General features: G+C 50.9%; 26 protein-coding genes, 2 pseudogenes and 1 other annotated feature. Of the genes and pseudogenes, 9 read left to right on the top strand and 19 right to left on the bottom strand.

All coding sequences use genetic code 11. The features are described 5' to 3' along the window. Positions 1 to 99: 99 nt before the first annotated feature. Positions 100 to 1,314, bottom strand: coding sequence for a flagellin lysine-N-methylase (gene fliB / locus D9738_RS20985; protein WP_130261094.1), 1,215 nt, complete (start codon positions 1,312 to 1,314; stop codon positions 100 to 102). 204 nt (positions 1,315 to 1,518) lie between these two features. Between fliB and D9738_RS20990 the strand changes: the two are divergent. Beyond that, a pseudogene (locus tag D9738_RS20990) lies at positions 1,519 to 2,443 on the top strand (carboxylate/amino acid/amine transporter). Positions 2,444 to 2,446: 3 nt separating this feature from the next. On the opposite strand, the gene nlpA reads toward D9738_RS20990, so the two are convergent. Further along, the gene (gene nlpA, locus D9738_RS20995; RefSeq protein ID WP_130261096.1) at positions 2,447 to 3,265 is read right to left on the bottom strand and encodes a lipoprotein NlpA; all 819 of its coding nucleotides are present in this window, start codon (positions 3,263 to 3,265) and stop codon (positions 2,447 to 2,449) included. A 221-nt stretch (positions 3,266 to 3,486) separates the two neighbouring features. Here nlpA and yicS point away from each other — a divergent pair, with 221 nt between their 5' ends. Then, the gene (yicS, locus tag D9738_RS21000) at positions 3,487 to 3,780 is read left to right on the top strand and encodes a protein YicS (RefSeq protein ID WP_064526021.1); all 294 of its coding nucleotides are present in this window, start codon (positions 3,487 to 3,489) and stop codon (positions 3,778 to 3,780) included. Between the two features lie 40 nt (positions 3,781 to 3,820). On the opposite strand, the gene nepI is transcribed toward yicS, so the two are convergent. Then, the gene (gene nepI / locus D9738_RS21005; protein ID WP_130206755.1) at positions 3,821 to 5,011 is read right to left on the bottom strand and encodes a purine ribonucleoside efflux pump NepI; all 1,191 of its coding nucleotides are present in this window, start codon (positions 5,009 to 5,011) and stop codon (positions 3,821 to 3,823) included. Between the two features lie 233 nt (positions 5,012 to 5,244). Between nepI and D9738_RS21015 the strand changes: the two are divergent. Then, positions 5,245 to 5,597 (top strand): annotated as a pseudogene (locus D9738_RS21015) (type II toxin-antitoxin system RelE/ParE family toxin). Continuing rightward, entirely contained in the window at positions 5,581 to 5,904 is a 324-nt protein-coding gene (locus tag D9738_RS21020) for a DNA-binding transcriptional regulator (RefSeq protein WP_130206761.1), read from the top strand. Before D9738_RS21015 ends, D9738_RS21020 begins: the two are co-directional and overlap by 17 nt. A gap of 124 nt (positions 5,905 to 6,028) precedes the next feature. Here D9738_RS21020 and D9738_RS21025 read toward each other — a convergent pair whose 3' ends face one another. Together D9738_RS21025 and adeQ are read right to left on the bottom strand one after the other, a co-directional pair. Continuing rightward, a complete protein-coding gene (locus tag D9738_RS21025; RefSeq protein ID WP_130206763.1) occupies positions 6,029 to 6,481 on the bottom strand; it encodes a DUF1198 family protein in 453 nt (150 codons plus the stop codon). A 52-nt stretch (positions 6,482 to 6,533) separates the two neighbouring features. After that, positions 6,534 to 7,868, bottom strand: coding sequence for an adenine permease AdeQ (gene adeQ / locus D9738_RS21030; protein ID WP_130261098.1), 1,335 nt, complete (start codon positions 7,866 to 7,868; stop codon positions 6,534 to 6,536). A 174-nt stretch (positions 7,869 to 8,042) separates the two neighbouring features. Between adeQ and adeD the strand changes: the two genes are divergently transcribed. Then, a complete protein-coding gene (gene adeD / locus D9738_RS21035) occupies positions 8,043 to 9,809 on the top strand; it encodes an adenine deaminase (protein ID WP_130261099.1) in 1,767 nt (588 codons plus the stop codon). 46 nt (positions 9,810 to 9,855) lie between these two features. Here adeD and uhpT read toward each other — a convergent pair whose 3' ends face one another. From uhpT to ivbL, 7 genes are all read right to left on the bottom strand, one after another. After that, the gene (gene uhpT, locus D9738_RS21040; protein WP_130261100.1) at positions 9,856 to 11,247 is read right to left on the bottom strand and encodes a hexose-6-phosphate:phosphate antiporter; all 1,392 of its coding nucleotides are present in this window, start codon (positions 11,245 to 11,247) and stop codon (positions 9,856 to 9,858) included. Positions 11,248 to 11,449: 202 nt separating this feature from the next. Continuing rightward, positions 11,450 to 12,769, bottom strand: a complete 1,320-nt coding sequence (gene uhpC / locus D9738_RS21045; RefSeq protein ID WP_130206854.1) for an MFS transporter family glucose-6-phosphate receptor UhpC — start codon at positions 12,767 to 12,769, stop codon at positions 11,450 to 11,452. 9 nt (positions 12,770 to 12,778) lie between these two features. Next, positions 12,779 to 14,287, bottom strand: a complete 1,509-nt coding sequence (uhpB, locus tag D9738_RS21050) for a signal transduction histidine-protein kinase/phosphatase UhpB (protein WP_130261101.1) — start codon at positions 14,285 to 14,287, stop codon at positions 12,779 to 12,781. Next, on the bottom strand, positions 14,287 to 14,877 hold the full coding sequence (gene uhpA, locus D9738_RS21055; protein ID WP_047612689.1) for a transcriptional regulator UhpA: 591 nt from the start codon (positions 14,875 to 14,877) through the stop codon (positions 14,287 to 14,289). Before uhpA ends, uhpB begins: the two co-directional genes overlap by 1 nt. Positions 14,878 to 14,949: 72 nt before the next feature. Then, on the bottom strand, positions 14,950 to 15,240 hold the full coding sequence (gene ilvN / locus D9738_RS21060) for an acetolactate synthase small subunit (RefSeq protein WP_104920000.1): 291 nt from the start codon (positions 15,238 to 15,240) through the stop codon (positions 14,950 to 14,952). Between the two features lie 3 nt (positions 15,241 to 15,243). Then, positions 15,244 to 16,932: an acetolactate synthase large subunit gene (gene ilvB / locus D9738_RS21065; RefSeq protein WP_130261102.1), complete on the bottom strand. Its 1,689-nt coding sequence runs from the start codon at positions 16,930 to 16,932 to the stop codon at positions 15,244 to 15,246. Positions 16,933 to 17,036: 104 nt separating this feature from the next. Beyond that, a complete protein-coding gene (gene ivbL, locus D9738_RS21070; RefSeq protein ID WP_001300753.1) occupies positions 17,037 to 17,135 on the bottom strand; it encodes an ilvB operon leader peptide IvbL in 99 nt (32 codons plus the stop codon). Positions 17,136 to 17,698: 563 nt separating this feature from the next. Between ivbL and tisB the strand changes: the two genes are divergently transcribed. Together tisB and emrD are read left to right on the top strand one after the other, a co-directional pair. Beyond that, on the top strand, positions 17,699 to 17,788 hold the full coding sequence (tisB, locus tag D9738_RS21075; RefSeq protein ID WP_130261103.1) for a type I toxin-antitoxin system toxin TisB: 90 nt from the start codon (positions 17,699 to 17,701) through the stop codon (positions 17,786 to 17,788). A 296-nt stretch (positions 17,789 to 18,084) separates the two neighbouring features. Continuing rightward, complete coding sequence (gene emrD / locus D9738_RS21080) at positions 18,085 to 19,269, top strand: multidrug efflux MFS transporter EmrD (RefSeq protein ID WP_130261104.1); 1,185 nt, start codon at positions 18,085 to 18,087, stop codon at positions 19,267 to 19,269. A 7-nt stretch (positions 19,270 to 19,276) separates the two neighbouring features. Here emrD and D9738_RS21085 read toward each other — a convergent pair whose 3' ends face one another. From D9738_RS21085 to D9738_RS21095, 3 genes are read right to left on the bottom strand one after another with little or no spacing between them, the layout of a single operon-like run. Continuing rightward, positions 19,277 to 19,774, bottom strand: coding sequence for a radical SAM protein (locus D9738_RS21085; protein ID WP_130261105.1), 498 nt, complete (start codon positions 19,772 to 19,774; stop codon positions 19,277 to 19,279). Then, on the bottom strand, positions 19,771 to 20,133 hold the full coding sequence (locus tag D9738_RS21090; protein ID WP_130206779.1) for a DUF202 domain-containing protein: 363 nt from the start codon (positions 20,131 to 20,133) through the stop codon (positions 19,771 to 19,773). The genes D9738_RS21085 and D9738_RS21090 overlap by 4 nt, the downstream gene beginning before the upstream one ends. Next, complete coding sequence (locus tag D9738_RS21095; RefSeq protein WP_000703955.1) at positions 20,123 to 20,470, bottom strand: YidH family protein; 348 nt, start codon at positions 20,468 to 20,470, stop codon at positions 20,123 to 20,125. Before D9738_RS21095 ends, D9738_RS21090 begins: the two co-directional genes overlap by 11 nt. Before the next feature lie 108 nt (positions 20,471 to 20,578). On the opposite strand from D9738_RS21095, the gene yidI reads away from it, so the two are divergent. After that, positions 20,579 to 21,028, top strand: a complete 450-nt coding sequence (yidI, locus tag D9738_RS21100; RefSeq protein WP_130261106.1) for a protein YidI — start codon at positions 20,579 to 20,581, stop codon at positions 21,026 to 21,028. Positions 21,029 to 21,105: 77 nt separating this feature from the next. On the opposite strand, the gene D9738_RS21105 is transcribed toward yidI, so the two are convergent. The 3 genes from D9738_RS21105 to ibpA form a co-directional block, all read right to left on the bottom strand. Further along, a complete protein-coding gene (locus D9738_RS21105) occupies positions 21,106 to 22,767 on the bottom strand; it encodes a putative transporter (RefSeq protein ID WP_130206782.1) in 1,662 nt (553 codons plus the stop codon). A gap of 195 nt (positions 22,768 to 22,962) precedes the next feature. After that, entirely contained in the window at positions 22,963 to 23,391 is a 429-nt protein-coding gene (gene ibpB, locus D9738_RS21110; RefSeq protein ID WP_001243426.1) for a small heat shock chaperone IbpB, read from the bottom strand. A 110-nt stretch (positions 23,392 to 23,501) separates the two neighbouring features. Next, positions 23,502 to 23,915, bottom strand: a complete 414-nt coding sequence (gene ibpA, locus D9738_RS21115) for a small heat shock chaperone IbpA (RefSeq protein WP_001243437.1) — start codon at positions 23,913 to 23,915, stop codon at positions 23,502 to 23,504. Further along, positions 23,909 to 23,981, bottom strand: a sequence feature (ROSE (Repression Of Heat Shock gene Expression) occurs in the 5'-region of heat shock genes and acts as an RNA thermometer to modulate expression.). Its footprint overlaps the gene before it by 7 nt. A 238-nt stretch (positions 23,982 to 24,219) precedes the next feature. On the opposite strand from ibpA, the gene D9738_RS21120 reads away from it, so the two are divergent. Then, positions 24,220 to 24,552 (top strand): YceK/YidQ family lipoprotein, encoded by a 333-nt coding sequence (locus tag D9738_RS21120; protein ID WP_130206784.1) that lies wholly within the window; start codon positions 24,220 to 24,222, stop codon positions 24,550 to 24,552. 1 nt (position 24,553) lies between these two features. On the opposite strand, the gene D9738_RS21125 is transcribed toward D9738_RS21120, so the two are convergent. Beyond that, the gene (locus D9738_RS21125; protein WP_205712961.1) at positions 24,554 to 25,768 is read right to left on the bottom strand and encodes a DUF3748 domain-containing protein; all 1,215 of its coding nucleotides are present in this window, start codon (positions 25,766 to 25,768) and stop codon (positions 24,554 to 24,556) included. Positions 25,769 to 25,792 lie beyond the last annotated feature (24 nt).

The raw sequence follows: 25,792 nt of genomic DNA on the forward strand, positions 1-25,792 counted from the left end.
TTCATGATTCAACCTGCTTTACCGAAGTTGTTCTTAATATTTATTACAGCGGAAGCGACATGCCAGACAAACGCTTAACCCAGTCCCCGACAGGCGAATTTAACGAATCAACAGCAGGCAGGAGAGATCGTCCCCGGCATTGATCATGTCGATCGCTTCATTCATTCGCTGGTTTATCGTTGACGAATGCAAGGTTGACTCGGCAAGGCTCGCCACAATTTTCAGTACCGTTGCCTCATCCAGAGTTGCTTCCAGCGATGTCAGACTCAACAAATGCTTAATATAGAAATAGTCGAGAATTAAACGGTAAACCTGGCGCATGACCGTTGAGAAATCAGCATCCGGAAAATGGCAGTGGTAAATTTTGTAGGTCAGTAAATTGCGCAATACATGCGGGGCGCTAAGGATAGAATCCTGGCAAAGCTGCTGCCACTGTTTATTCAGGACAGCAAACTTATCAGCCAGAGCCTGCTTATCCGGGCTGTTTGCCACGTCTAAATACACCGCCATCTTACGATGCAAGTCAGTAATAATACGATCCCTGCTGCTCTTATTCGCGACAAGCGACCCCAATACCGTCAGCGCACGCACCTTCAATCCCACCGACTCCGTAGGCGTTGATTGACTCATCAGGCTAATACCTGCCGCCAGCTCGCTTAATAGCTCCTGATGGTACTGTTCAGCCTGCGCAAAATGGTTGTGCAGATCGAACTCAATGCGCTGCAGATAAACCATAAACTGTGCCAGCGCCATTAGGTTTTCTTCAACGTTCAACGATGGCGCCTGTAGAAGGTGCCAGGCAAAGAGATGCACAATCTGGTGGATCTGATTAACCGGCTGGCTGGCGGTGCAGGTGTTTTTCGCCTTCGCCAACAGATCATCCTGTTCGTGCACTAACATGCTGTCGGCATCAAACAATACCAGTCGGGCTACTTCTGGACATGAGAGCACCATCGAATGGCGAGTTGTATCCGCGTAGTGTTTTTTGCTACGTGGATAAGTAGAACAGGTTTCTGAAAGTGCTTTTTCTCCCAGATCGCGATGGACCAGGCAGAGTTTATTTTCATCGAGAAACGGACACTGACCCTGCGCGTCCAGTTTGATTATCGAATAGCGGCTTTTACCATTTCGCACCCGTAATAAATTCTCTTTCGCCAACTGGGCAATTTTCGGGTGTTGTTCGTTGAGGTAAGTATGATGGGTTTTCTTGTCGATGTGTATCTTCCATCCCTGACAGCAGGAAATCAGGCAGTTGGGGCCGACGCAGGCAAACTTCTTCACAAACTCGGGGGTTACTACTTTATGGATTTGCATAACATTCTTCGCGTTTAAAAAGCGAACAGTAGCACGCTGTCAGAACAAAATGATAACGTCATAACCTGACGGTTTAACAAGTATTTCACTCGTTTCATAAATGCTCGCCCCATCAAATGAATGGTTTACCTGAAGGGGTCATTCTCACCATTTTTGCTATCATGCCTGCATACATAAACGACAAAACAGTATGCAGAGGGAAAAATGGGTTCCACCAGAAAGGGGATGATGAACGTTCTGATTGCCGCCGTATTATGGGGAAGTTCAGGCGTTTGCGCGCAATACATCATGGAACAAAGTCAGATGTCATCGCAGTTTCTGACCATGACGCGGCTGATATTTGCCGGATTTATTCTGCTGACGCTCTCTTTTGTCCACGGCGATAAAGTCTTCTCAATCATTAAGAATCATAAAGATGCCAACAGCCTGCTTATTTTTTCCATTGTTGGCGCTCTGACCGTCCAGCTAACTTTCTTACTGACGATTGAAAAATCAAATGCAGCTACAGCAACGGTGCTGCAATTTTTATCACCAACGATTATTGTGGCCTGGTTCTCACTGGTACGAAAATCGCGCCCCGGTATTCTGGTATTTACCGCGATTTTGACCTCCCTGATAGGCACATTTTTGCTGGTCACCCACGGTAATCCAACATCGTTGTCGATCTCTCCTGCTGCGCTGTTCTGGGGAGTTGCTTCAGCCTTTGCTGCCGCATTCTATACGACATACCCCTCAACGCTCATTGCCCGTTACGGCACGCTGCCCGTCGTCGGCTGGAGTATGCTCATTGGTGGGATGGTCCTGCTGCCCTTTTATGCCGGGCAAGGAACAAATTTTGTGGTTAATGGCAGCCTGATCCTGGCTTTTTTCTATCTGGTGGTAATTGGAACTTCGCTGACCTTTAGTCTGTATCTGAAAGGTGCACAGTTAATTGGCGGGCCGAAAGCCAGTATTTTGAGTTGCGCAGAACCATTAAGTAGCGCGCTGCTCTCTTTGCTGTTGCTGGGGATCACCTTCACATTACCAGATTGGCTGGGAACGCTACTGATTCTGTCATCGGTGATTTTGATTTCAATGGATTCCCGCCGCCGCGCCAGAAAAATGTAATCGTCCGGCGCGGTACGGTTGATCATTACCAGCCAGGCACCGCGCCACCGTTAAAGAGGGTTTCTGCCGCTTTAGCAACTTCTGGTGACTGATAAGATTGCAGAAACTCCTTCACGTTTTCTGCATCCTTATTATCTTCCCGCGCCACCAGAATGTTCACATATGGTGAATTTTTATCTTCAATAAATACGCTGTCGTTAACCGGAGAAAGTCCTGTTTGCTGGATGTAAGTGGTGCTGATAATCGCTACATCCACTTTCGGGTCGTCCAGTACACGTGGCAACTGTGCCCCTTCCAGCTCCATTATCTGCAAATGGCGTGGATTCTCAGTAATATCCAACGCCGTTGGCAGTAAACCTTTCCCCTCTTTTAAGGTAATAAGTTTCTCTTTTTGCAACAGTAACAGCGCACGCCCCAGATTGGTCGGATCATTCGGAATCGCTACAGTCGCTCCTTCTTTTAGCTGATCGACTGTTTTAATTTTTTTCGAATAGCCAGCCATGGGGAAGACAAAGGTATTTCCTACCGCCACCAGTTTGTAACCATGCGCCTGATTATCCTGTTCAAGGAAAGGACGATGCTGGAAGACATTGGCATCCAGTTCACCCTGATTAGTTGCATCGTTCGGCAACAACGAACCACTAAATCCAACCAATTCAACTTCAAGACCATACTTCTCTTTGGCCACTTTTTTAGCGACTTCTGCCACATCCTGTTCGGCACCGTTAATGACGCCAACTTTAATGTGTTTTGCATCGCTGTTTTGCTGGTCGCAGCCTGCCAGCAGGATCCCCGCCAGAAATAATGCTGCCCCTGTCCGTAGATGATGTGTTGTCAGTTTCATTTTTTTATCCTTTTATTAATGATTACCTGACTATAGCGGTAAGGTCGCTGCGGTTTAAAAAACGAAACGCTATCGATAAGAATAAAAAGGAATAAAAGTGGAATATAAGGTCTGGCACTTCTTACTGACCGCGTAAGCGCGTTTCGTACAGCATGATGAGAGCGATAAAAGCAAACTACACTTATGCTTCATTCGATACACATTTGTAAAAGGTTGAATCCATGAAACCAACGACGCTACTGCTTATTTTCACTTTTTTCGCTATGCCAGGCATCGTATACGCCGAGTCGCCTTTTAGCTCACTGCAGTCCGCAAAAGAGAAAAATACGGTATTAGAGGATTTGCGGAAAATTTGCACCCCGAAGGCATCGTTGTCAGATGAAGCGTGGGAAAAGTTAATGTTGTCAGATGAAAACAATAAACAACACATACGCGAGGCCATCGTGGCGATGGAACGTAATAATCAGAGCAATTATTGGGAAGCGTTGGGTAAGGTAGAATGCCCGGATATGTAAGTACGGCAACAACCACTGACCAACGCTTCTTTACCTGATATCAGGATTTCTTCATTTTCACCTTTGCCGTAACCAACAATGCAGTCAGTAACATCAATGTGCCGGACAACATCAGCGGCGAAGTCAGACCAATGTTATCCAACGCATAACCGCCGATTGCCGCACCGCAGGTATTGGCAAGCTGAATAACGGCCACCTGAATAGACCCAGCCTTTTCTGCCTGATCGGCCAATGAGCGAGTGATCCACGTTGACCAGCCAACGGGAATTAAAGCAAAGGTCAGCCCCCAGATAATCGCCACACCGGTAGCAACAATTTTATCGCTTCCCCACAGCGTCAGTACCAGCGCGCTCAGGGCGAGCACAAACGGTGCGCCCGCTAAGGCCAGTTTCACCGAACGTTTGAGAATGAACGACGAAAGCGATGTCCCAACAAAACTGGCGATACCAAAACTCAACAGCACCAGCGTTAAGCCATCAACGCCGAATCCCGCCAGATTCATATACACTGGGCGAATATAAGTGAAAAAAGCAAACTGCCCGGCAAAGGACATAAAGATGGCGATCATCCCGGCCATCACCCCCGGACGCTGCAACAGGCGAAAGGTATTTTGTTTCTGATGTGACGGTTCGCCAGGCAGCGAAGGCAATGATTTGATAATCCAGATAATACACAGCACGCCCATCACCGCCGCCGCATTAAAGACATTGCGCCAACCGATAAGCTCGCCTAAAAAACTGCCCAATGGCGCGGCAATTACCAGCGCAATGGACACCGCGCCGAAGATCACCGACAGCGCCTTCGGCACCGTACGAGGCGGTACCAGGCGCATGGTCAGCGACGCCGACATCGCCCAGAATCCACCCAGTGCCAGCCCCAGACAGGCGCGACCGATTAACAGCAGACTGAATGAGTTGGCAAAGGAAACCAGTAAGCAGGAAAGCGTCAGCAAAACAGCGAACAGAATGACAACGTAGCGGCGGTCAGTGGCCTGAATAGTCTGGGTAATAAACAAACTGGCAAACATCGCCACAAAAGCGGTTACGGTCACCGATTGCCCGGCAACCCCTTCCGAAATGCCTAAATCGTGCGCCATCGGCGTCAACAAGCTGACGGGCAAAAACTCAACGATAATCAGACAGGCGACGCAAAACGCCACCGAGAAAACGGCTGACCAGTTCGGTCGGGTAATGGCGTCCGCGCCGCGGTTTTCTGCAATAAATTCACTCATGGTGTTACCCGTGGCATGTTTCAGGGGAAAAGCCGATCAGTTTAACATTGAAATGTGTGATGCATTTAACGTTTTTGCAACTTTTACAGTGTTGTGGGAAAAATTCGAGGCTGCTCGAAGAAATAAAAATCATAGGGCAAGGTGATATGCATTTTCGCGATTGGGTTGGGAACAAGGGATAAAGTATTGCACTTAGTGATATACTTTAATAACAGGACCTCAACGATATGCGCGTGTTTAAAACCAAATGGTTTGCAAGGGAAGCCAGGTCTCATGCAATAACAGATGAAGAGTTGTGCCGGGCCATTTTAGAAACAGAGCAAGGTAAAGCTGATGCACTTGGTGGTGGCGTTTTTAAAAAGCGCCTTCACCAAAATCGTGAGCGTGCAATTATTCTGGCGAAAGGGGTAGCAATTGGTTTTACACGTTTTGATATGCAAAACAGGATATGTCGAACATCAATAGTCAGGAACTGTCTGGATTTCGTGAACTCGCAAAGCATTATGCCTTCCTGACGAAAGCCCAACTGACAGCAATGATTAACAGTAAAGAACTGACAGAGATCTGCTATGACTGCAAAAACTAAATTCAAAAGCCCTGCATTTGAGGCCATTCACAGCGCGGCTGCTGGATTGTCCAGCGTTGATGCCATTTCTGCAGAAACAATGCGTACTTTTGACAAAGCCTGCCTGACCAGCGTACCAGACTTACAACCTGTTGAGATAAAAGCACTACGGGAAAAATTAAAAGTGAGTCAACCCGTCTTCGCTCACTATCTCAATACCAGCGTTTCAACTGTACAAAAATGGGAAAGTGGCGCTAAACGCCCCAGCGGCATGTCATTAAAACTACTTAGTATTGTGCAAAAACACGGGCTAGAGGTGCTGCTGTAAATAGAACGTAGAGAATGCGTCCGTCTACTGTCAGATCCGATAGCGGATGCGGCGTGAACGCCTTATCCGTACTCGGTCTGTAGGCCTGATAAGACGCGCCAGCGTCGCATCAGGCAAAGCGGTTTTAATGCAGCCAGTAAACGCCCTCAGCAGGCTGAAAAAACGCGTTGTAGCGCATCTGGAATGCATTAATCTCCTGCATTTCAGGCTCTATTTCGCGCAGAAAACCCAGTGCCAGCCTGACCTGAGCATCGGTAATCGGCGCGGCAAGGCGGGCTTTTTGTAAAATCCGATGCCATTGCAGCAGGTTCTGTTCGCTGCCATCGACAATGACAACCTGCCAGATAAGCAACACCTGCGCGGCATTTTGCAGGTGCGACTCATCCGGGCGATGCAGATAACGTAAAAATTCGTCACCGGCTGACTTTCCCATTTGATCGACCATTGACTCAACGGGTACAACATCAATATTCAGCCGATCGCTGAGGCGGCGAATCGCTTTTCTGGCCCCGGATGTCAGCACCCGAAAACCAACCACAAACACCACCACCAGCGTAGCGAGCATTATCCAGATCATGAGTTCTCCTGCGTAACCGGCACTCATGATATCTGGAAACGCTTATCAGATACTAATCCACCAGGATGATTTTCAGCGCAAACAATGCCGCTACAACCACCACACACAGATTCAGATCGCGCCAGCGACCCGTACACACTTTCATGATGCAGTACGACATAAAGCCAAGCGCAATCCCTTCAGTGATCGAGAACGTAAAGGGCATCATCACTGTGGTGATAAATGCGGGTACCGATTCGGTAAAATCATCCCAGTTAACGCGTGCCAGGCTCGATGTCATCAATACGCCAACGAAGATTAAGGCCCCGGCGGTGGCGTAAGGTGGAACCATCGCCACCAGCGGTGAGAAGAACATAACCAGCAGGAACATAACGCCAACAACAACCGCAGTCAGCCCTGTGCGACCGCCGACCGCCACGCCAGAAGTACTTTCAATATAGGCGGTAACAGAGGAAGTTCCGATAAACGCGCCAGCCACCGAACTCACGCTATCAACATATAGCGCCTTATTCATGTTAGGGAATTTACCGTTACTATCTATTAAGCCAGCTTTATCAGTTACACCAATTAATGTTCCTGATGAATCAAATAGGTTGATCAACATAAAGGAGAAAATGATACCGGCAAGCTCAAGCGATAATGCCCCGCTCAAATCAACCTCGCCAATAACACCGCTAATATCAGGTGGAATAGAATAGATTCCGCTGAAATGAACATCTCCGAAAAATAATCCACAACAGGAAGTAACGACGATAGAAACCAACACCGCCGCATGAAAATTACGCGATGACAACACGGTTATAATAAAAAACCCTAAAATACCTAACAACACGCCGTGGGAACTTAAATCACCAATCATCACCAGCGTGTCTTTATTGGCGACAATAACACCGGTATTTTTTAATCCCATTAAGGCAATAAATAGCCCGATACCACTGGTGATACCAATACGTAAACTTAACGGAATGTTAGAGATCATCCAGTAACGGATACGAAAAAGAGTCAGCAAAAATAGCCCTATTGCCCCCCAGAATATCGCCCCCATTCCGGTCTGCCAGGAGATGCCCATCGCCCCTACAACCACGAACGCAAAGAAGGCGTTCAGCCCCATTGCCGGCGCCAGCGCCACGGGCAAGTTAGCAAATATCCCCATCGCAATACTACCGATGCCGGCAACCAAACAAGTGGTGACAAACACCACTTTCGGGTCCATTTGTGCCGCACCGAGTATTTGTGGGTTAACAAAAACGATGTACACCATAGTTAAAAAAGTGGTCATCCCCGCAATCAATTCTGTGCGGACGGTAGTCCCATGTTGTGGCAGTTTAAATAATCGAGAAAGCGTCCCTGATTCATTACTCACGTAATCGGTATTGTCATTATTCATTTTTTTGTCCATTGGAGGAGATTTAATCCTTTGCTTTTGTAAAACAAATGACAACAACGGTTCAGTGATAATTATCACATTTCAATTGCACATTAATGGATATTCTTTAATAATCACGCGATGTTTCTTTATGATAAATAATAATCAAATTGATAAAATCAAAATGAGAAAAATATGAATAATCCTATTAACCATAAATTTCATCACATTAGTCGAGCTGAATACCAGGATTTGCTGGCTGTTTCCCGTGGCGACGCTGTTGCCGATTATATTATTGATAATGTCGTTATTCTGGATCTGATCAATGGCGGAGAAATTCCCGGCCCGATTGTGATTAAAGGACGTTACATTGCCGGTGTTGGAGAAGAATATGCCGACGCTCAGGCTTTGCGGCGGATTGATGCCCGCGGCGCAACGGCGGTGCCGGGGTTTATTGATGCTCACCTGCATATTGAATCCAGCATGATGACGCCGGTCACTTTTGAAACCGCTACCCTGCCACGCGGCCTCACAACTGTAATTTGCGACCCTCATGAAATCGTCAACGTGATGGGCGAAGCCGGATTCTCCTGGTTTGCCCGCTGTGCCGAACAGGCAAAGCAAAACCAATATTTGCAGGTCAGCTCTTGCGTACCCGCTCTGGAAGGCTGCGATGTTAATGGTGCCAGTTTTACGCTCGAACAGATGCTCGCCTGGCGCGACCATCCGCAGGTTACTGGTCTGGCCGAAATGATGGACTATCCTGGCGTAATTAGCGGACAAAATGCGCTGCTCGATAAACTGGACGCCTTTCGCCATCTGACTCTGGATGGTCACTGCCCCGGTCTAAGCGGTAAAGAACTTAACGCCTATATTGCCGCGGGTATTGAAAACTGCCACGAAAGTTATCAGCTGGAAGAAGGACGCCGAAAATTACAACTCGGCATGTCGTTGATGATCCGCGAAGGGTCCGCTGCCCGCAATCTCAACGCGCTGGCTCCGTTGATCAACGAATTTAACAGCCCACAATGCATGCTTTGTACTGATGACCGTAACCCGTGGGAAATCGCTCACGAAGGGCATATCGACGCCTTAATTCGCCGCCTGATTGAACAACACAATGTGCCGTTGCATGTGGCATATCGCGTAGCCAGCTGGTCGACGGCGCGCCATTTTGGTCTGAATCATCTCGGTTTACTGGCTCCCGGCAAGCAGGCCGACATTGTCCTGTTAAGTGACGCCCGTAAAGTCACTGTGCAACAGGTACTGGTGAAAGGCGAACCGATTGACGCACAAACCTTGCAGGCAGAAGAGTCGGCGAGACTGGCACAATCCGCCCCGCCATATGGCAATACCATTGCCCGCCAGCCAGTTTCCGCCAGCGACTTTGCCCTGCAATTTACCCCCGGAAAACGCTATCGCGTCATTGATGTCATCCATAACGAACTGATCACGCACTCCCGCTCCAGCGTCTACAGCGAAAATGGTTTTGATCGCGATGATGTGTGCTTTATTGCCGTACTTGAGCGTTACGGGCAACGTCTGGCTCCGGCCTGTGGTTTGCTCGGCGGCTTTGGCCTGAATGAAGGCGCGCTGGCGGCGACAGTCAGCCATGACAGCCATAATATTGTGGTGATCGGTCGTAGCGCAGAAGAGATGGCGCTGGCGGTCAACCAGGTGATTCAGGATGGCGGCGGGCTGTGCGTGGTCCGTAACGGCCAGGTACAGAGTCATCTGCCGTTGCCCATTGCCGGGCTGATGAGCACCGACACGGCGCAGTCACTGGCGGAGCAAATTGACGCGTTAAAAGTCGCCGCCCGTGAATGTGGCCCGTTACCGGATGAACCGTTTATTCAGATGGCGTTTCTTTCCCTGCCGGTGATCCCCGCATTGAAACTGACCAGTCAGGGGCTGTTTGATGGCGAGAAGTTTGCCTTCACCACACTGGAAGTCACGGAATAATAAAAAAAAGCCCGGCGTCATGCCGGGCAAAAGTCACCAGTTACGTTTATGCCACTGTCAACTGCTGAATTTTTTTCTCGCGGCGGATTTTTCGTTCTTCCATCACCGCGACTATCGCCATCAGGCAGATACAGCCAATAGCGGCGATATCCAGTGCGGCGAAGGTGCCTGCCCAGCCGGTGAGGCCGAACACTGGCGTACCATCGGCAATCATTCCCAGACCTAATTTGGCAAAGCTGTCACCAATCAGGTAGGCGAAAGTGCCTTTAATCCCATCGGCAGCACCGATCGCTTTTTTCGGTACGAAGCCAACAGCCGCTACGCCAATCAACAGTTGCGGACCAAATACCAGGAAACCTAATGCAAAAAGAGAAGCCAGATAGATATATTGGTTGCTGGCGTGTTGATACACACCCAGCGTGGCGATAATCAGCGCGAGTGCAATACACGCCACCAGGCCACGGCGCCCATTCGCCAGGTCAGAGAGCCAGCCCCACAGCAGCGTGCCAACCAGAGCACCGGCTTCAAATAGCGTAAAGCCCTGAATCGCCACCGATTTAGAAAGTTTCAGTTCCTGAAAAGCATACACGGTTGACCACTGGTCGATACCAATGCGTACCACGTACAGGAAGATGTTGGCGAAGCACAGCAGCCAGATCACTTTGTTTTTCAAAACATATTCAACAAAGATCTGCCACTTGGTCATGTCGGTGGATTCCGTCTCTTTGTCCTCTTCGCTGATCTCTTCACCGAATAGTTCTTCAGCTTTGCCAAGACCATACGCTTCAGGGGAGTCGCTGCCGTAACGCAGACCGATAAAACCGACAATCAACGCGATAATCGACGGGAAGATAAACATGCCGATCACGTGACCGTCGAACAGGTAATTTGCGCCGAATAGCGCCACACCCGCCGCCCCCGCGCCGCCGAGGTTGTGGGAAATGTTCCAGAAACCGAGGAAGGTCCCGCGCTTACGACGCGGCGTCCATTTGGTAATCGTGGAGTAACTGCATGAACCGCCAGTGCTCTGGAAAAAACCGCTTAAGGCGTAGAAGGCAATCATCAGGAACAGGCTAACCGAGCCGCTGCCCATGCTGGCGCTGAAGCCCAGCATACAAATAGCGGACAAGATCAGCATGAACGGCAGGAATTGTTTGGTATTTTTGCCGTCGGCGTAGTAGGAAACCAGCGTTTTACCCACGCCGTAAGTGATGGAGAAGCCCAGGCCGATCATCCCCAGCTGCGTCATGCTCAACCCGTAGGTCGAGATCATGTCGTTCTGTGCGATGTTGAAGTTCTTGCGAATCAGGTACATCGTCAGGTAGCCAATAAAGACCACCAGATAGGATTGCATGAACGGTTTGAACCACATTTTACGCCGCACTTCGAGCGGAAGATCCAGGGTCGGCTTGCGAACCTGGTTTAAGAAAGCCAGCATGGGTTACTCCTGATTTCCCTTCATACTTCAGGCCGCAGGTGCCTTAGCTGCTCGCGTTCCTGCAACTTGAATTATTTTGGGAAAGAATTAACGAATGATGGCATTGTAAAAACCTGCAGCAAATCAGGCTTGAGATAGCGTCCAGGCAAAACCAGGAAAATTTCTTAGTTTTGCCGGATATGAGGTAGAAAAGTGAGATGCATCACGCTTCGCGTGGTGCCTGGGCGTTCAAAAAGGGCAGTAACAACAGTGCCGAAACCCCGGCAGCAATGGCGATAACCACGAAAAAACCACTCCAGTGCCAGGTATCCAGCACTTTCGCCAGCGGCCAACCGGCAAGCGACGCCCCCAGATAAGCAAACAAGCCGACAAACCCCGTCGCCGCACCTGCCGCCTCTTTGTGAGAACACTCTGCCGCCGCCATACCAATTAACATCTGCGGGCCAAAGACAAAAAAACCAATGGTGAAGAAGCAGGTTGCCTGCATCACGTAGCTGGCAAATGGCATCAACCACAGCGAGCCAACGGAGAGCAAAATCCCCGCAGCAAAAATCAAATTCATCGGCCCACGGTTGCCGTTAAACAGTTTGTCCGAGCCCCAACCGGCTACCAGCGCACCGATAAACCCGCCCAGTTCAAACATCGTTACTGCTGTATTCGCCGTGACCAGATCGACGCCCAGCGTCTCGGACATATACAGGTTGCCCCAGTCGTTGATCGCCGCACGAACCACATAGACCAGCACATAACAGAACGAAAGCAGCCAGATATACGGATTCAACAACACATATTTGGTGAGGATCTCTTTACGCGTCAGCCCCGCCCCTTCTTGTTGTTGGGCGATTTCCAGCGCATCGTGCCGCCATTCTCCGACCGCCGGTAAACCTAACGCCTGCGGGCGATCGCGCAGCCGCCAACAAAGAAAAATCCCCACGACTATCGCCATACAACCGGCAATCATCATCCCGGCACGCCAGCCGTAATGCAGCGCGCTCGCTGCCATCACAATGGGAATGAGCGCACCGCCGACGTTATGCGCCGTATTCCATAGCGCCCACCAACCGCCGCGCTCGGTACGAGAATACCAGGCAGTCAACAGACGCGCACAAACCGGCGAACCCCAGCCCTGGAAAAAGGCGTTCAGCACCCACAGCACGGCAAACGCCCACAACGAGGTGGAGAAGCCAAACAGAATGTTGATGATGCCCGTGGCGATAAGCCCAATCCCCATAAAATAGCGGGCATTAGAGCGGTCACTGACAATGCCGGAGACAAATTTCGATACGCCGTAGGTAATGTAAAACAGCGTTGCTAACAGGCCGATATCGCTACGGCTGAGCACGCCGTTGGCAAGGATTTCTGGTACGGCGGCGTTAAAACTTTTACGCGTGAAGTAAAACAGCGCATAGCCCAGCCAGATGGTCAGCAAAATATGCCGACGCCAGTAGCGGTAGCGAGCATCAATTTCACTTTTATCGCTGATCAGCGGTGCGTCGGCAGGTGCTTTCAGAAACGGCAACATCATCAAGCCTTAAACATAACGTTGAGGTAGCGAGACACTGACACGCGTGCCGTGCAGGCAGGAGATGGTCAAGGTGCCGCCCAGCGCCGTTACGCGCTCGCGCATTCCTGTGAGGCCAAAACCTTGCTGTCCGGAACCTGGCGGCAAACCACTACCATCGTCTTCAATCACCAGCATTAAACGCTCATCCTGCTGCCAGCCTTGCAGGATAACCGCACTGGCATCTGCATGTTTCACAATGTTGTTCAGCCCCTCCTGACAGATACGAAATAGGGTTACGCGCTGGTTCTCACTTAGCGCTGATTCATCTATCCGCCATTCGAGATGACTGACAATGCCGCGCCCTTCCAGCTCCATTTCCCGCATCAATGAACGGATGGCCTGCTCCAGGGTCAGATCATCCAACTGGCGCGGACGTAACCGCCCTAACAAGCGGCGAACCGCGTCGTAAACGCCCAGCGACAGTTGTTCGATGAGCTGTCCGCTCTGTTTCACACTGGCGTTATCCGCCGCCAGCCGCTGGACAATGCCAGCCTGAGTACGAATGGCAGTGATGGTCTGGCCGATATCATCGTGCAGTTCACGCGCTACGTCGCGACGCACACTCTCTTCGGTTTCAAGCAACCGCTCGGCAAGATGTTGATTACGCGCCAGTTCCTTTTGCAGCGACTGGTTAAGTTCACGCAGCCGCTGGATGCCTGCGCCCAGTAACAGGCCAGTGAGGCTTTGCACCAGCAGCGAAAGCAATAAATCGACCGGATGATCGCGCCAGGTCTGACTGGCGATCAGCGCGATGGCGTTCATCAGCGTCGCAATCAGCGCCCCTTGCCAGCCATAGTGCCAGGCCAGGGCGATAATCGGCAGCGCCAGACAAAACGGGGTAAAGCGCGAAAGTTCGTTCGGCAGCCCCAGTTGCAACCACAGGCTGATAACAAACAACAGCAAATACCAGACCAGATGCCGCCCACGCCAGTTGATCGGCTGGGAAACCAGCGATGGCCCCAGCGGCAGCCAGGTGTTATTCGCCAGATAGTGCCAGAACACCAGGCAAATGGGGGCCAGCGTCAGGCCGCCGGTTAAGGTCATCAGTAGGGCGTTCCAGGGCTCGTTTCCGTACCCATGCCAAAGCCAGGGTGATGACTGTAATAACGCCGCCGCCGTCAGTGCCGCGCCCTGTAACAGCAACGTGCGCCAGTCGCGCTGGTGGCGATAACGGGAAATCAACGCCACAGGAAGTAACGTCAGCAAACTACCGATCATCAATAACGGATCATGCGTTAACCCAACCGCCTGCGTCAGCCAGTAAATCAGCAGCCATTCTGCGCCCATCAGCACCAGCCAGTATCTGCGCGGGCATTGCAACATCAGCCCCAGTCGCAGACCGAACGGAAACAGCAATACCGCCAGATCCGGTCGTTCAACCAGGTGCAGGCTGATACTCCACAGGCAAAACCATGCGGCAGAGAAGATAAAAAAGCAGGAAACTACAGTATTCAAGCGGGAGAAAAATGTCTTCATCACCAGCCATCAAACATGCGCCGCGCCAGTTCAACGTCGTTGCTGACGCCCAGTTTTTCCATCAGATTGGCACGATGTACATGCACAGTTTTTGGCGACAACCCCAGTTCGGCGGCAATCTCTTTCACCGCCATCCCTTGCGCCAGTTTTTCTGCCACCTGGCGTTCGCGTTTGGTTAGCGGGTCCTGACGGCCCGATGCCAGTTTAATCGCGATATCCGGCGTCAGATAACAGCCGCCAGTTGCAACCGTATGCACGGCAGCGATCAGCTCGTCCGGGCTACAGCGTTTAGAGAGAAAGCCGCGCGCCCCCGCGTTAAGCGCCTGTTCAACCAGCGCCGGACTGTCGTGAACGGAGAGCATAATTGTCGCCATACCTTTCGGTAACTGGCTTAGCAGCTCCAGACCGGAGATATCGGGCATGGAGATATCGCAAATACACACCTGCACACCGCGCCCCGGTAAGCCAGTCAGCGCCTCACGCCCGGAACCAAACTCGGCAACTACCTGCAAATCAGGTTCCAGCCCCAGCAGCTGCGCAAAGCCGGAGCGGACGATAAGGTGATCGTCTATAAGAGCAACGGTTATCATGGTCTTGTCCTGGCGGGTAAAAAAACGCGCTTACCTTAACGATAAGCGCGCCACTGTTCAAGCCTTGAGCGGTTACTGAAAAAATACGGCTATCTTGTTAAACATTGTCGGGTCGGACTGATTACGCTGCACTTTCACCACATCCTCCAGTTTGTCTATCTGGCTTATCATTTGTTCCAGTCGCTGATCGTCATTGACCAGTAGCCAGATGTGGCTTTTGTCGCTGTTCTGAATCGGCAGACAAAGAATGCCTTCGACGTTAAAAGCACGACGGGCAAAAAGCCCACAAACGTGGGTCATTACTCCGGGATGGTTGCGAACGGTGAGTTCCAGAATCACGTTGTCATGAGTTGTGTTTTGCATGGCTTATTCCCCCACCATTTCAGTATTTGCCGCGCCTGGCGGCACCATTGGGTACACTTTTTCTTCAGCATCAATGCGTACGTGGATCAGCGCCGGACCAGGGCGATTGATAATTTCCTGTAATGCCGCCAGCGGATCGGTTTCATTATTCAAATCACAGGTTTCGAGGCCGAACCCGGCAGCGATTTGCATAAAATTGATTTTTCCCGGATAGGTGGCCGCAAAAACGCCCTGCGTGTAGAACAGACTCTGTTGCTGATGCACCAGTCCCAGTGCTTCGTTATTCATCAGGATGATTTTGACATCCAGCTGGTTTTCACTGGCGGTCGCCATCTCCTGAATATTCATCATCAGGCTACCGTCGCCGGAGAAACACAACACTTTGCGATCTGGGTTAGCCAGCGCCGCACCTATCGCTGCGGGTAAACCGAAGCCCATCGTTCCCAGCCCACCAGAAGTCAGCCACTGACGTGGTCGATTGAGCGGATAAGCCTGCGCCGTCCACATCTGATGCTGACCCACGTCGGTGGTGATAATCGCGTTGTCATCGACACAGGCGGCAACGGCATTAATCAGCCCGTAATGTGTTAATGGATCGCACGCTTTCGGGATAGGACACGGGAACTCGCGCTGTAAATCCGCCACCAACTGGTGCCACTCTGCACGCGGCTGGGCTTCCACCTGCGGGATCAGCTGCGCCAGCACATCATCAACATCCGCCTGAATCGCCACGTGCGGTTGCTTAACTTTACCCAGCTCCGCGCGGTCGATATCCACATGAATAATTTTGGCGTTCGGGCAGAACTCTTCCGTTTTGCCAATTGCCCGGTCATCAAAACGCGCACCGAGAACAATCAGCAGGTCCGCCTCCTGCAAGATATAGTTGGTGCTGCGCACGCCGTGCATCCCCAGCATGCCCAGCGACAGCGGATGTGCTTTTGGCAACATGCCCAGCGCCATTAAGGTCATGGTGGTGGGCAGCTGCGCTTTCTCAGCCAGTTCACGCACCCGCGCGGGCGCGTTAATGACACCGCCCCCCAGATAAAGCACCGGGCGTTTGGCGGCGTTAATCATTGCCGCAGCGTCACGAATACTTTCTTCGCTAAAGGCGGGCGCGGCGGCTTTTTCTGCCGCCGCGGGCTGTTCTTCAATTTCAAAAACCGCCGTTTGCACATCCTTAGGAATGTCTATCCACACCGGGCCAGGGCGGCCTGATTGCGCAATGCGGAAGGCATCGCTCATGACCTGCGGGAGTTCTTCGATATGCCTGACCAGATAGTTGTGTTTGGTGATGGGGATAGATATGCCGTAGGTGTCCACTTCCTGGAAGGCGTCGGTGCCGATCATCGAGGCGGGAACCTGGCCGGTGATGCAAATCAGCGGAATGGAGTCCAGCCGCGCATCGGCAATGGCGGTCACCAGGTTAGTCGCACCCGGCCCGCTACAGGCCATACAAACCGCCGGTTTACCGTTGGTGCGCGCCATTCCCTGGGCGATAAAGCCAGCGCCCTGTTCATGACGGGCCAGAATATGGCGGATTTGCGTGCTTTGGCTTAAGGCGTCGTAAACAGGGAGAATCGAACCGCCCGGAATCCCCGTCACAATCTTAATACCCTGCTGTTCCAGGAAATGAACGATAAATTCTGCGCCGGTAAAGCGCTTACGTGTCGATGATGTGCCCGAACTTGCCATGCTCCAGTCCTTTTCTTCTGGGCCGACTTTCCGGGAGGTGTTTAAACGAAAAACCCCGCCCGGTTTGCGCCGGCGGGTTTTGGAATCGTGTGTTGTTCCAGTCCCTACGGCGCATTGCCGACGACCACCACCACACGCACGACGACCACTGCGGCGGATGGCGCAGTTGGTAGTAGTTTTGCGTTGAGCATGGAAGTAGTCATTGGGGACCTTGTTGGTTTTGTGTTTAACAATATTTATACAAGCACAGCTTTACAGGGGAGACAATGGAAAATTTTTCATCAAGGAATAATTGGGGGGTTGATCACGTTTTGTACTGAAATGCAGGTAACAAAAAACCCCGCCGGAGCGAGGTTTTGTCAGCCGCCCGCGGCTGGTAACCGCAAAGCACACTGTGTTATGTCAACACTGAAAGTATACGTGTTCCGCGTAGAACGCGCAATTTCGGCACGAATTTTGACTTATTTAGCGCATAATTGAGTATCGATCACAGTTTGGATTTTGTCTAATTTTTACTGTTTATTTGTACAGTATAATTCTATAATATCACTGTACGCAATGTGTTATGCGGGGCCGCATCGTTACCCGGCGCAATAAGTCCTGGCTGAAACGGGTGGTGCCGTCAGCGCCTTAACCCCGCGTGAGCACACTGTGTTATGTCAACAAGCACAACGTTTCTTCTGAAGAAGCTGCGTGCGCAACAGCTGGCAACAGGCAGCGGAAAGGTACGTCAGCTGGCAGTGCTCCTGAACCACAGGAGACGCGTATGAGCCTGGTGGATATTGCCATTCTTATCCTCAAACTCATTGTTGCTGCACTGCAACTGCTTGATGCTGTTCTGAAAGACTTGAAGTAATTCAGATTCAAGTCGCACCAAAGGGGAGCGGGAAACCGCTCCCCTTTCATATTCTGCTGGCAGATTGGTGTCGTATGCGATGCTGACACATCTTTCCGACCTACAGTATTTATTTAAGCTAAAGTCCCTTCCGGCAACATTTATTGCCGCTGTTGTTTATATTTTCTGCCGTTTTGTTATTCATCATTCCGTATATATATCTGGCTAACATTTATCAATGTGATAGATTCCTCTCCTGCATTTATTCGAATGCGTAGTAACTTATTCTAAATATATTTTTAAAAGCGTCCGTGATAATGAAAAGGCATAGAAACGTCAATTTATTATTGATGTTGGTATTACTCGTGGCCGTCGGTCAGATGGCACAAACTATTTATATTCCTGCTATTGCCGATATGGCACAAGATCTCAACGTCCGTGAAGGGGCGGTGCAGAGCGTAATGGGCGCTTATCTGCTGACCTACGGTATCTCACAACTATTTTATGGCCCAATTTCCGACAGAGTGGGACGCCGCCCGGTGATCCTCGTCGGAATGTCCATTTTTATGTTGGCGACACTGGTGGCAGTCACCACTTCCAGCCTGACGGTGTTAATTGCCGCCAGTGCGATTCAGGGGATGGGGACCGGGGTCGGCGGCGTAATGGCGCGTACATTGCCGCGTGATTTATATGAACGGACACAGCTTCGTCACGCTAATAGCATGTTAAATATGGGGATTCTCGTAAGTCCGTTGCTCGCACCACTCATTGGCGGCCTGCTGAATACCCTGTGGAGCTGGCGGGCCTGTTATCTGTTTTTACTGGTGCTTTGTGCCAGTGTGACGTTCAGCATGGCGCGCTGGATGCCGGAAACACGCCCTGCCGATGCGCCGCGTACGCGCCTGCTCACCAGTTATAAAACACTCTTTGGCAATGGTAGCTTTAACTGCTATTTGCTGATGTTAATTGGTGGTCTGGCAGGGATTGCCGCTTTCGAAGCCTGTTCCGGTGTGTTGATGGGGGCAGTGTTAGGGTTGAGCAGCATGACAGTCAGTATTTTGTTTATTCTGCCAATTCCAGCGGCATTCTTCGGCGCATGGTTTGCTGGTCGACCGAATAAACGTTTCTCTACGTTAATGTGGCAGTCGGTTATCTGTTGCCTGTTGGCAGGAATGATGATGTGGATCCCCGGCTGGTTTAGCGTGATGAATGTCTGGACGTTGCTCGTTCCCGCCGCGCTGTTCTTTTTCGGTGCCGGGATGCTGTTTCCGCTGGCAACCAGCGGCGCAATGGAGCCATTCCCCTTCCTTGCTGGCACGGCTGGTGCGCTGGTCGGCGGCCTGCAAAACATTGGTTCCGGCGTGCTGGCGTCGCTCTCCGCGATGCTGCCGCAAACCGGTCAGGGCAGCCTGGGGTTGTTGATGACCTTAATGGGATTGTTGATCGTGCTGTGCTGGCTACCGCTGGCGACGCGGATGTCGCATCAGGGGCAGCCTGTTTAAGCTCACGTCACCGCAGCATCGTCATCAACTCCATAGGAGAACGATGCTGCTTTATCAGGTCACGCATCACCCGCATGTGCGGCGCAGAGTGGGAATAAAAAGCTTGATAGCCAACACAAAGCACGTTGCCAGGAGAATCCTCCTGGGAATGTCGGCACAAGCGACGCCAGTCGCACACCTGACACTCCCGCCGAAGTTGTACGTTTTCGCTCCCGCACCATTTTTGCAGCGTGGCGTCAAAAAGTTCGACTGATATACGACCAATATCTGCACGCACCCAACGCTCGAACAGAGCGATTAAAAATTGCCCCCACAGTTCAGCCGTCACCGAAGAAGCTGTCAGCTCGCCCCGGTCATCAAATTCTATATGGGGAATAAGTTGCACGGAGCGAAGACCCCGCTGTTTGAAATTCTGATAAAAATCGGCAGGTTGTAGCGCATCTTTATACTCTACAACCAGTTTATGCCTGTCCTCTTCAGCATTTACAACCTGACTTCCTGTCATGCGACTCTCTCAATCAATACGATTAGTTGATGTATATGCGTTACAGCAAACAGTATTGCAAGAGATAACACCGCGAGGGAGATCATAAATTTGTCACGGATGACGTTAAATTGAGAAAAATCACTATTAGTCACATCCATTAAATTACGATTACGGGTATAGCGCCAAAGTATTAATGCCACAATGGCGAGGATGCCAATAGAAATCCAGAACAACGCGCCGGCCTGATGCCAGTTGTGTTTAATTGCCAGCGCCATCAGCGCGCCATAACCCAGCATGGTGCGAAACCACGCCAACGATGTCCGTTCTGGCTGAAGTCCGGGATCAGCAATGCGTCTGGCTTTGCGACTATCCGGCATACAGCACCAGCCCCATGACTATTACCGCTACGATCATCAATATTAAGCTGATGATTAATAAGCTGTTGGTATAGGGTAAGTCCTCTTTCAGACGCATCGCTTTTTCATTGCGTAACCAGCGCAGATAGCCATACATCGCTAATCCGCCGGAAAACAGGCATAACAATAACGCCAGCAGCTCACGAATGACGGGCGTGGCGAAGTCTGGCGCAAGTTGATCCAACCCGACGCCCGCCGCCAGAAATCCCAACGCGGTACGGATCCATGCCAGAAATGTACGTTCATTAGCCAACGAAAAGCGGTAATCAGGCGCTTCTCCAAGGCGGGAAATTTTCATTGTTGCTCCTTTGCACTTTCACTAACGCTCTGCCTTTAGCGGTTATTTTTAAGAATTTCGTCCACCCGTTTCCTGATATGCTTTTGCCATCCACTACAAGGAGGTCTGATGGGTATCATAGCGCAAAATAAAAGCAGTTCACTGGGCATGCTGTTCGGTGCTATCGCTTTATTGATGGGTATTATCCACTTTTCATTCGGCCCTTTTGCCGCGCCACCACCAACGCTGGAAAGCATCGTGGCGGACAAAACGGCTGAAATTAAAAGAGGTCTTCTCGCCGGAATAAAAGGTGAAAAAATTACCACCGTGGAGAAAAAAGAGGACGTGGATGTCGATAAAATCCTCGATCAAGGCGGTATCGCACTGGCCATTGCCGCGCTACTCTGCGCATTTGTTGGCGGTATGCGTAAGGAAAATCGCTGGGGCATTCGAGGCGCACTGGTATTTGGCGGCGGGACGCTGGCTTTCCATACCTTGCTTTTTGGTATCGGCATCGTGTGCAGCATTTTGCTGATATTCCTTATCTTTTCCTTCCTGACCGGCGGTTCACTGGTTTAAGCAACGCGGTAATGTTCAGAAATGCATTGTGAATGCCAGGTGGAGAACCATTTATGGCGACTCCACCCGGAAAAGCGTTAGCCGATACTCCAGAAAAGCACCGCCAGTAACTGTGGTGTGATAATGCGCAGGAACATAACTAACGGATACACCGTGGCGTAAGAGAGCGCTGCCGCGCCACTGGTAGGATGAAGATTATTGGCAAACGCCAGTGCCGGAGGATCGGTCATTGAACCCGCGAGCATCCCGCACATCGTGAGATAATTCATTTTGACTAACATCCGCGCCAGAATGCCAGCCGTGATCAGCGGAATTGCAGTAATCAATGCGCCATAGCCTATCCAGCTTAACCCTTCGCCATCCACCAGTGTATGGATAAAATCGCCGCCGGATTTCAGGCCAACTACCGAGAGAAACAGTACGATACCCAGTTCGCGCAGCGCCAGGTTGGCACTTGGCGGCATAAACCAGTAAAGCTTACCAATGCTGCCGATACGCCCGAGGATCAGCGCCATAATCAGCGGACCGCCCGCCAGCCCCAACTTCAACGCAGCCGGGAATCCAGGCACAAACACCGGAATGGAACCCAACAATACGCCAAGCCCAATACCAATAAACACCGGTAACATTTGTACCTGTTGCAATTTTTGCTGCGCATTACCTAATACATTAGCAACGGCATCAATCGCGGACGGGCGTCCAACCAGGTTGAGAATATCGCCAAATTGCAGGCTAATATCGCTACTTGCAACTAATTCAACGCCAGCACGGTTCAGGCGCGAAATAACGACGTCATAGCGCTCCTTAAAGTGCAGGTCGCGAATACGTTTACCAAGCACATTCTCATTGGTGACCACCACGCGTTCGACGCGCAGATCGGTGCCTTTCGTCGACAGCGAGGTATCCACTTCCTGACCAATCACCAATTGCGCATTATGTAAATCCGCAGGCTGCCCCACCAGATGAAGCAAATCGCCCAACTGAATAATGGTTTCCGGAGAAGGTACTTTGAGGGTTTCCTCTCGTTTCAATCGCGAGCAGATAACTTTATCGCCATTGAGAATCGGTACATCTTTAATCGCTAAATTATGTAAGTTAGGGTTATCAACACGGATGTTAATGGTCCTGATCAGCACGCTACCGTTAGTCCGCGTGGACTCGTGTTGCAACGCCTCAGTCTCAACATTGACGCGGAAAATAACCCGCAGCATCCACATAGTGAACAAAATGCCGCAAATCCCAAATGGATACGCCATCGCATAGCTCATCCCCATCTGATCGACCATCTCCATCGGTGTCCCCAGGTCGCGTAAGATCTGCTGACCTGCACCCAGCGCTGGTGTATTGGTGACCGCGCCGGAGAAAATCCCCAGTACCACGGGAAGTGGAATATCGAAAAGTTTATGCAGGATGGCGGTGACCAGACCACCGAGGATGACAACCAAAACAGCAAACAAATTGAGGCGTAATCCGGAGACACGCAACGAGGCAAAGAAGCCCGGCCCCACCTGAATACCGATAGTATAAACGAACAGGATCAGACCAAATTCCTGGATAACATGCAGCATGTCGCTGCTTAATGTCATCCCCGCCTGTGAAACAAAATGGCCGACGATGATCCCACCGAACAGCACGCCGCCAATGCCCAATCCAACACCGCGAAACTTGACGTTGCCGATAAACAACCCGACGACCGCCACCAAAGCCAGAATACTGACCGTTAATGCTATATCACTCATCGTCCATTTCTCTTGAAATAACATTTTAATTGCTACGGATTATGGCTGAATCGGTGAAGCAGATTTGCCTTATGGCGCACATTATCACGGTAAAGAAAGTGCCGGAACATCTTAAATTGGCGAAAATTAAAACATTGTTGAAGATTGCAGGCAAAAAAAGCCCCACCAAACTGGCGGGGCAAAGAGAATAGCTAATTAGCTATTTAACGCGGGACGTTCGCTGATAGCGATACGCTGCGCTGCGATGGGTTCAGGCTCATTACGAATTAAATCAATATGCAGTAAACCATTAACGAAGGTTGCGCCAGAGACTTCCATATTTTCAGCCAGCGTAAAGCTCAGGCTAAACGGCTGATTCATAAGCCCTTGATGCAGCCATTTCTTCTCTTCTTTTGGCTGCTCCGGCGTGCCTTTTACGCTCAGGCGCGTTCCTTCCAGTTGAATATCTAAATCTTCCTGACGAAAACCTGCCAGCGCAAGGGTAATGCGGTAGTGGTTATCGTCGCTTTTCTCAATGTTGTACGGCGGGAAACTCTGGCTTTCACCGGCGTTTTGCAGTGCGTTGGCCAGTTTGTCAAAACCGATCCATTGACGCATCAGTGGGGATAAATCGAAGTTACGCATAGTCATTTCTCCTTCTAAGAAGCGAGTAAGTACCTGCAAATCCGAAGATTCGCATATGCTCCCTGACGGCGAGCATCAAATGTCAGGCCGCGCACTGCGGCCTTAGAGAATTAGTTGATTTCGATACGGCGCGGTTTTTTCGCTTCAGGAATCACGCGTTCGAGATCGATATACAGCAGACCGTTCACCAGGTTAGCGCCACGAACATGAATGTTCTCAGCTAACTGGAATTTACGTTCAAAGTTGCGTTCAGCGATGCCCTGGTACAGGTAGGTGCGCTCTTTTTGTTCGTCGGCGTGAGCACCTTTCACTACCAGCAGATTGTCCTGGGCGGTAATTTCCAGTTCACTTTCGGCAAAGCCAGCCACCGCGATAGCAATGCGGTAATGGTTTTCGTCTACCAGTTCAACATTGTACGGAGGGTAGCCGCCATTACTCTGGCTCTGGTTGTTTTCTAAGTGGTTAAACAAACGATCAAATCCAATAGCAGAACGGTAAAGCGGGGATAAATCAAAGTTACGCATAATTAATAGCTCCTGAAATCAGCGAGAATGTAAGACCTTCCACAATGGACAGGTCGGATAGCCAGAACACCCATCAGGCGTGTTCTCATTGGCTACGGTATAAAAATGGGTCTGGATATGCACTTTTCAAGTCTTTTCGACGGACTTTTTTTTGCAGTTTGTGGTCTATTGCATAGACTGGGGGGCAGCACGAAACGTTAAAGTGCGATAGCCGCCACAGTGCGACATGATGATGATGTTATTTTCAGCAAGGGATCGCTATAACACATCATGCCAACACCCACGATCAACAGATGAATTTATTATGATAAGAAATGTGTTGTTAGCGCTCATGATATGCAGCGGAATGACGTTACTCGGAGGATGCTCCAGCGTAATGTCCCATACCGGGGGGAAGGAGGGAACGTATCCCGGCACCCGCGCCAGTGCCACCATGATTGGTGATGACACAACAAACTGGGGAACCAAATCGCTGGCAATTCTCGATATGCCATTTACCGCAGTCATGGATACGCTACTTCTGCCATGGGATGCGTTCCGCAAAGACAGTTCAGTGCGCTCGCGCGTGGAAAAAAGCGAAGCCGACGCGCAAGCCATCAATGCCGTCATTCCACCAGCCAGAATGCCCGTGAACTGATTTAGCGGCCAGTTTTGGTTATCCACAACTGGCCGGCTTCCATCCACGCCAGCCATTGACCATCCGGCGAGAAGACCACCGCGTCCGCTGAAGGTGAGTTGGCGTGATTTTCGGTTAAATACTCAACTTCGCCGCTTTGCGCGTGTACGCAGGTAATACGGTTATCCAGCACAACGCCCAGCCATTCTCCCGATGGATGCCAGTTGAATGCTGACTGAATATCCGTTTTGTTATGTGTTAACTGGCGCGGTTCGCCCCCCTGTGGCGAGATAAGCCACAGTTGCACAATGCCGTTATCATCACGCATTAAAAACGCGATTTGCGTTCCTTGTGGGTTACACCGCACCCAGTGGCGCGGGACGTTGACTAACCCCGGGTAATTACGATGGTGCGTAAAGGTTAAACGTCGCTGCACGACGCCACGCGGTGGCGCGGGCAGAGTTGATTCCGTTCCGCTTAACGGCGCGTCGCCCGGCAATTTCCAGCCGTTTTCATCTTGCGGCAATTCAACAATAAACAGCTCCGGCACTTTCTCGCCCTTTTGCGAAAGCGTATCGCCAATAAACGCCAGAGCGTGGTTTCCTACCCATCCTTCTTCATAAGCACGATTGATTTCATCACTGCCAGGCTGCGGCGTGGGCGTTGTTTTACTCACCAGCACGCACCAGTGGCTACCGCTGTATTCACGCGGATGCTGTTTTTGCACATTGACCGGACCAAACGGCGCTGCCACCCCGACGTTTCGCAAATCCAGCGCTGGATCGCGTTCATGCAGCACGTGGTCGTTATAGGTAAAACTCACCATTTCACCGTTTGGGCTAAAGACATGTACATGACTGCCGCCGCGCAGCGCTCCTGGCGTATACGGCGCGGTAATATCCATTGCATCGATATTGCTCACCTTGCCGCTTTCAGCAATCACTCCGCGCCGGTGATGGAAATCGTAATGCCATGTTTCATCAGGATTTTCAGGGCCGTGGATGAAGATATACTTCTCTGACTTCGGATGAACGGTCACCACGCCGACGTGCGCGCCCTGTGACGCGCGGTAGATAACCTCGACCTCGCCGGTATGGATATTCACACGCTCAATAGTCTCACCGGTAAACGACGCGCCAGAAGGACGCACGTCAAATACCAGCCACTGGCTGTCGGGCGTCCAGGTATTAGTATTGGTGAGCAGGTGATTACGGGGAGCAAAGGTTATCTGTTTCATGGCGCGGTCCTGATACAAAACGGT

The sequence above is a fragment of the Escherichia sp. E10V5 genome, from assembly GCF_004212315.1.
GTDB lineage: Bacteria > Pseudomonadota > Gammaproteobacteria > Enterobacterales > Enterobacteriaceae > Escherichia.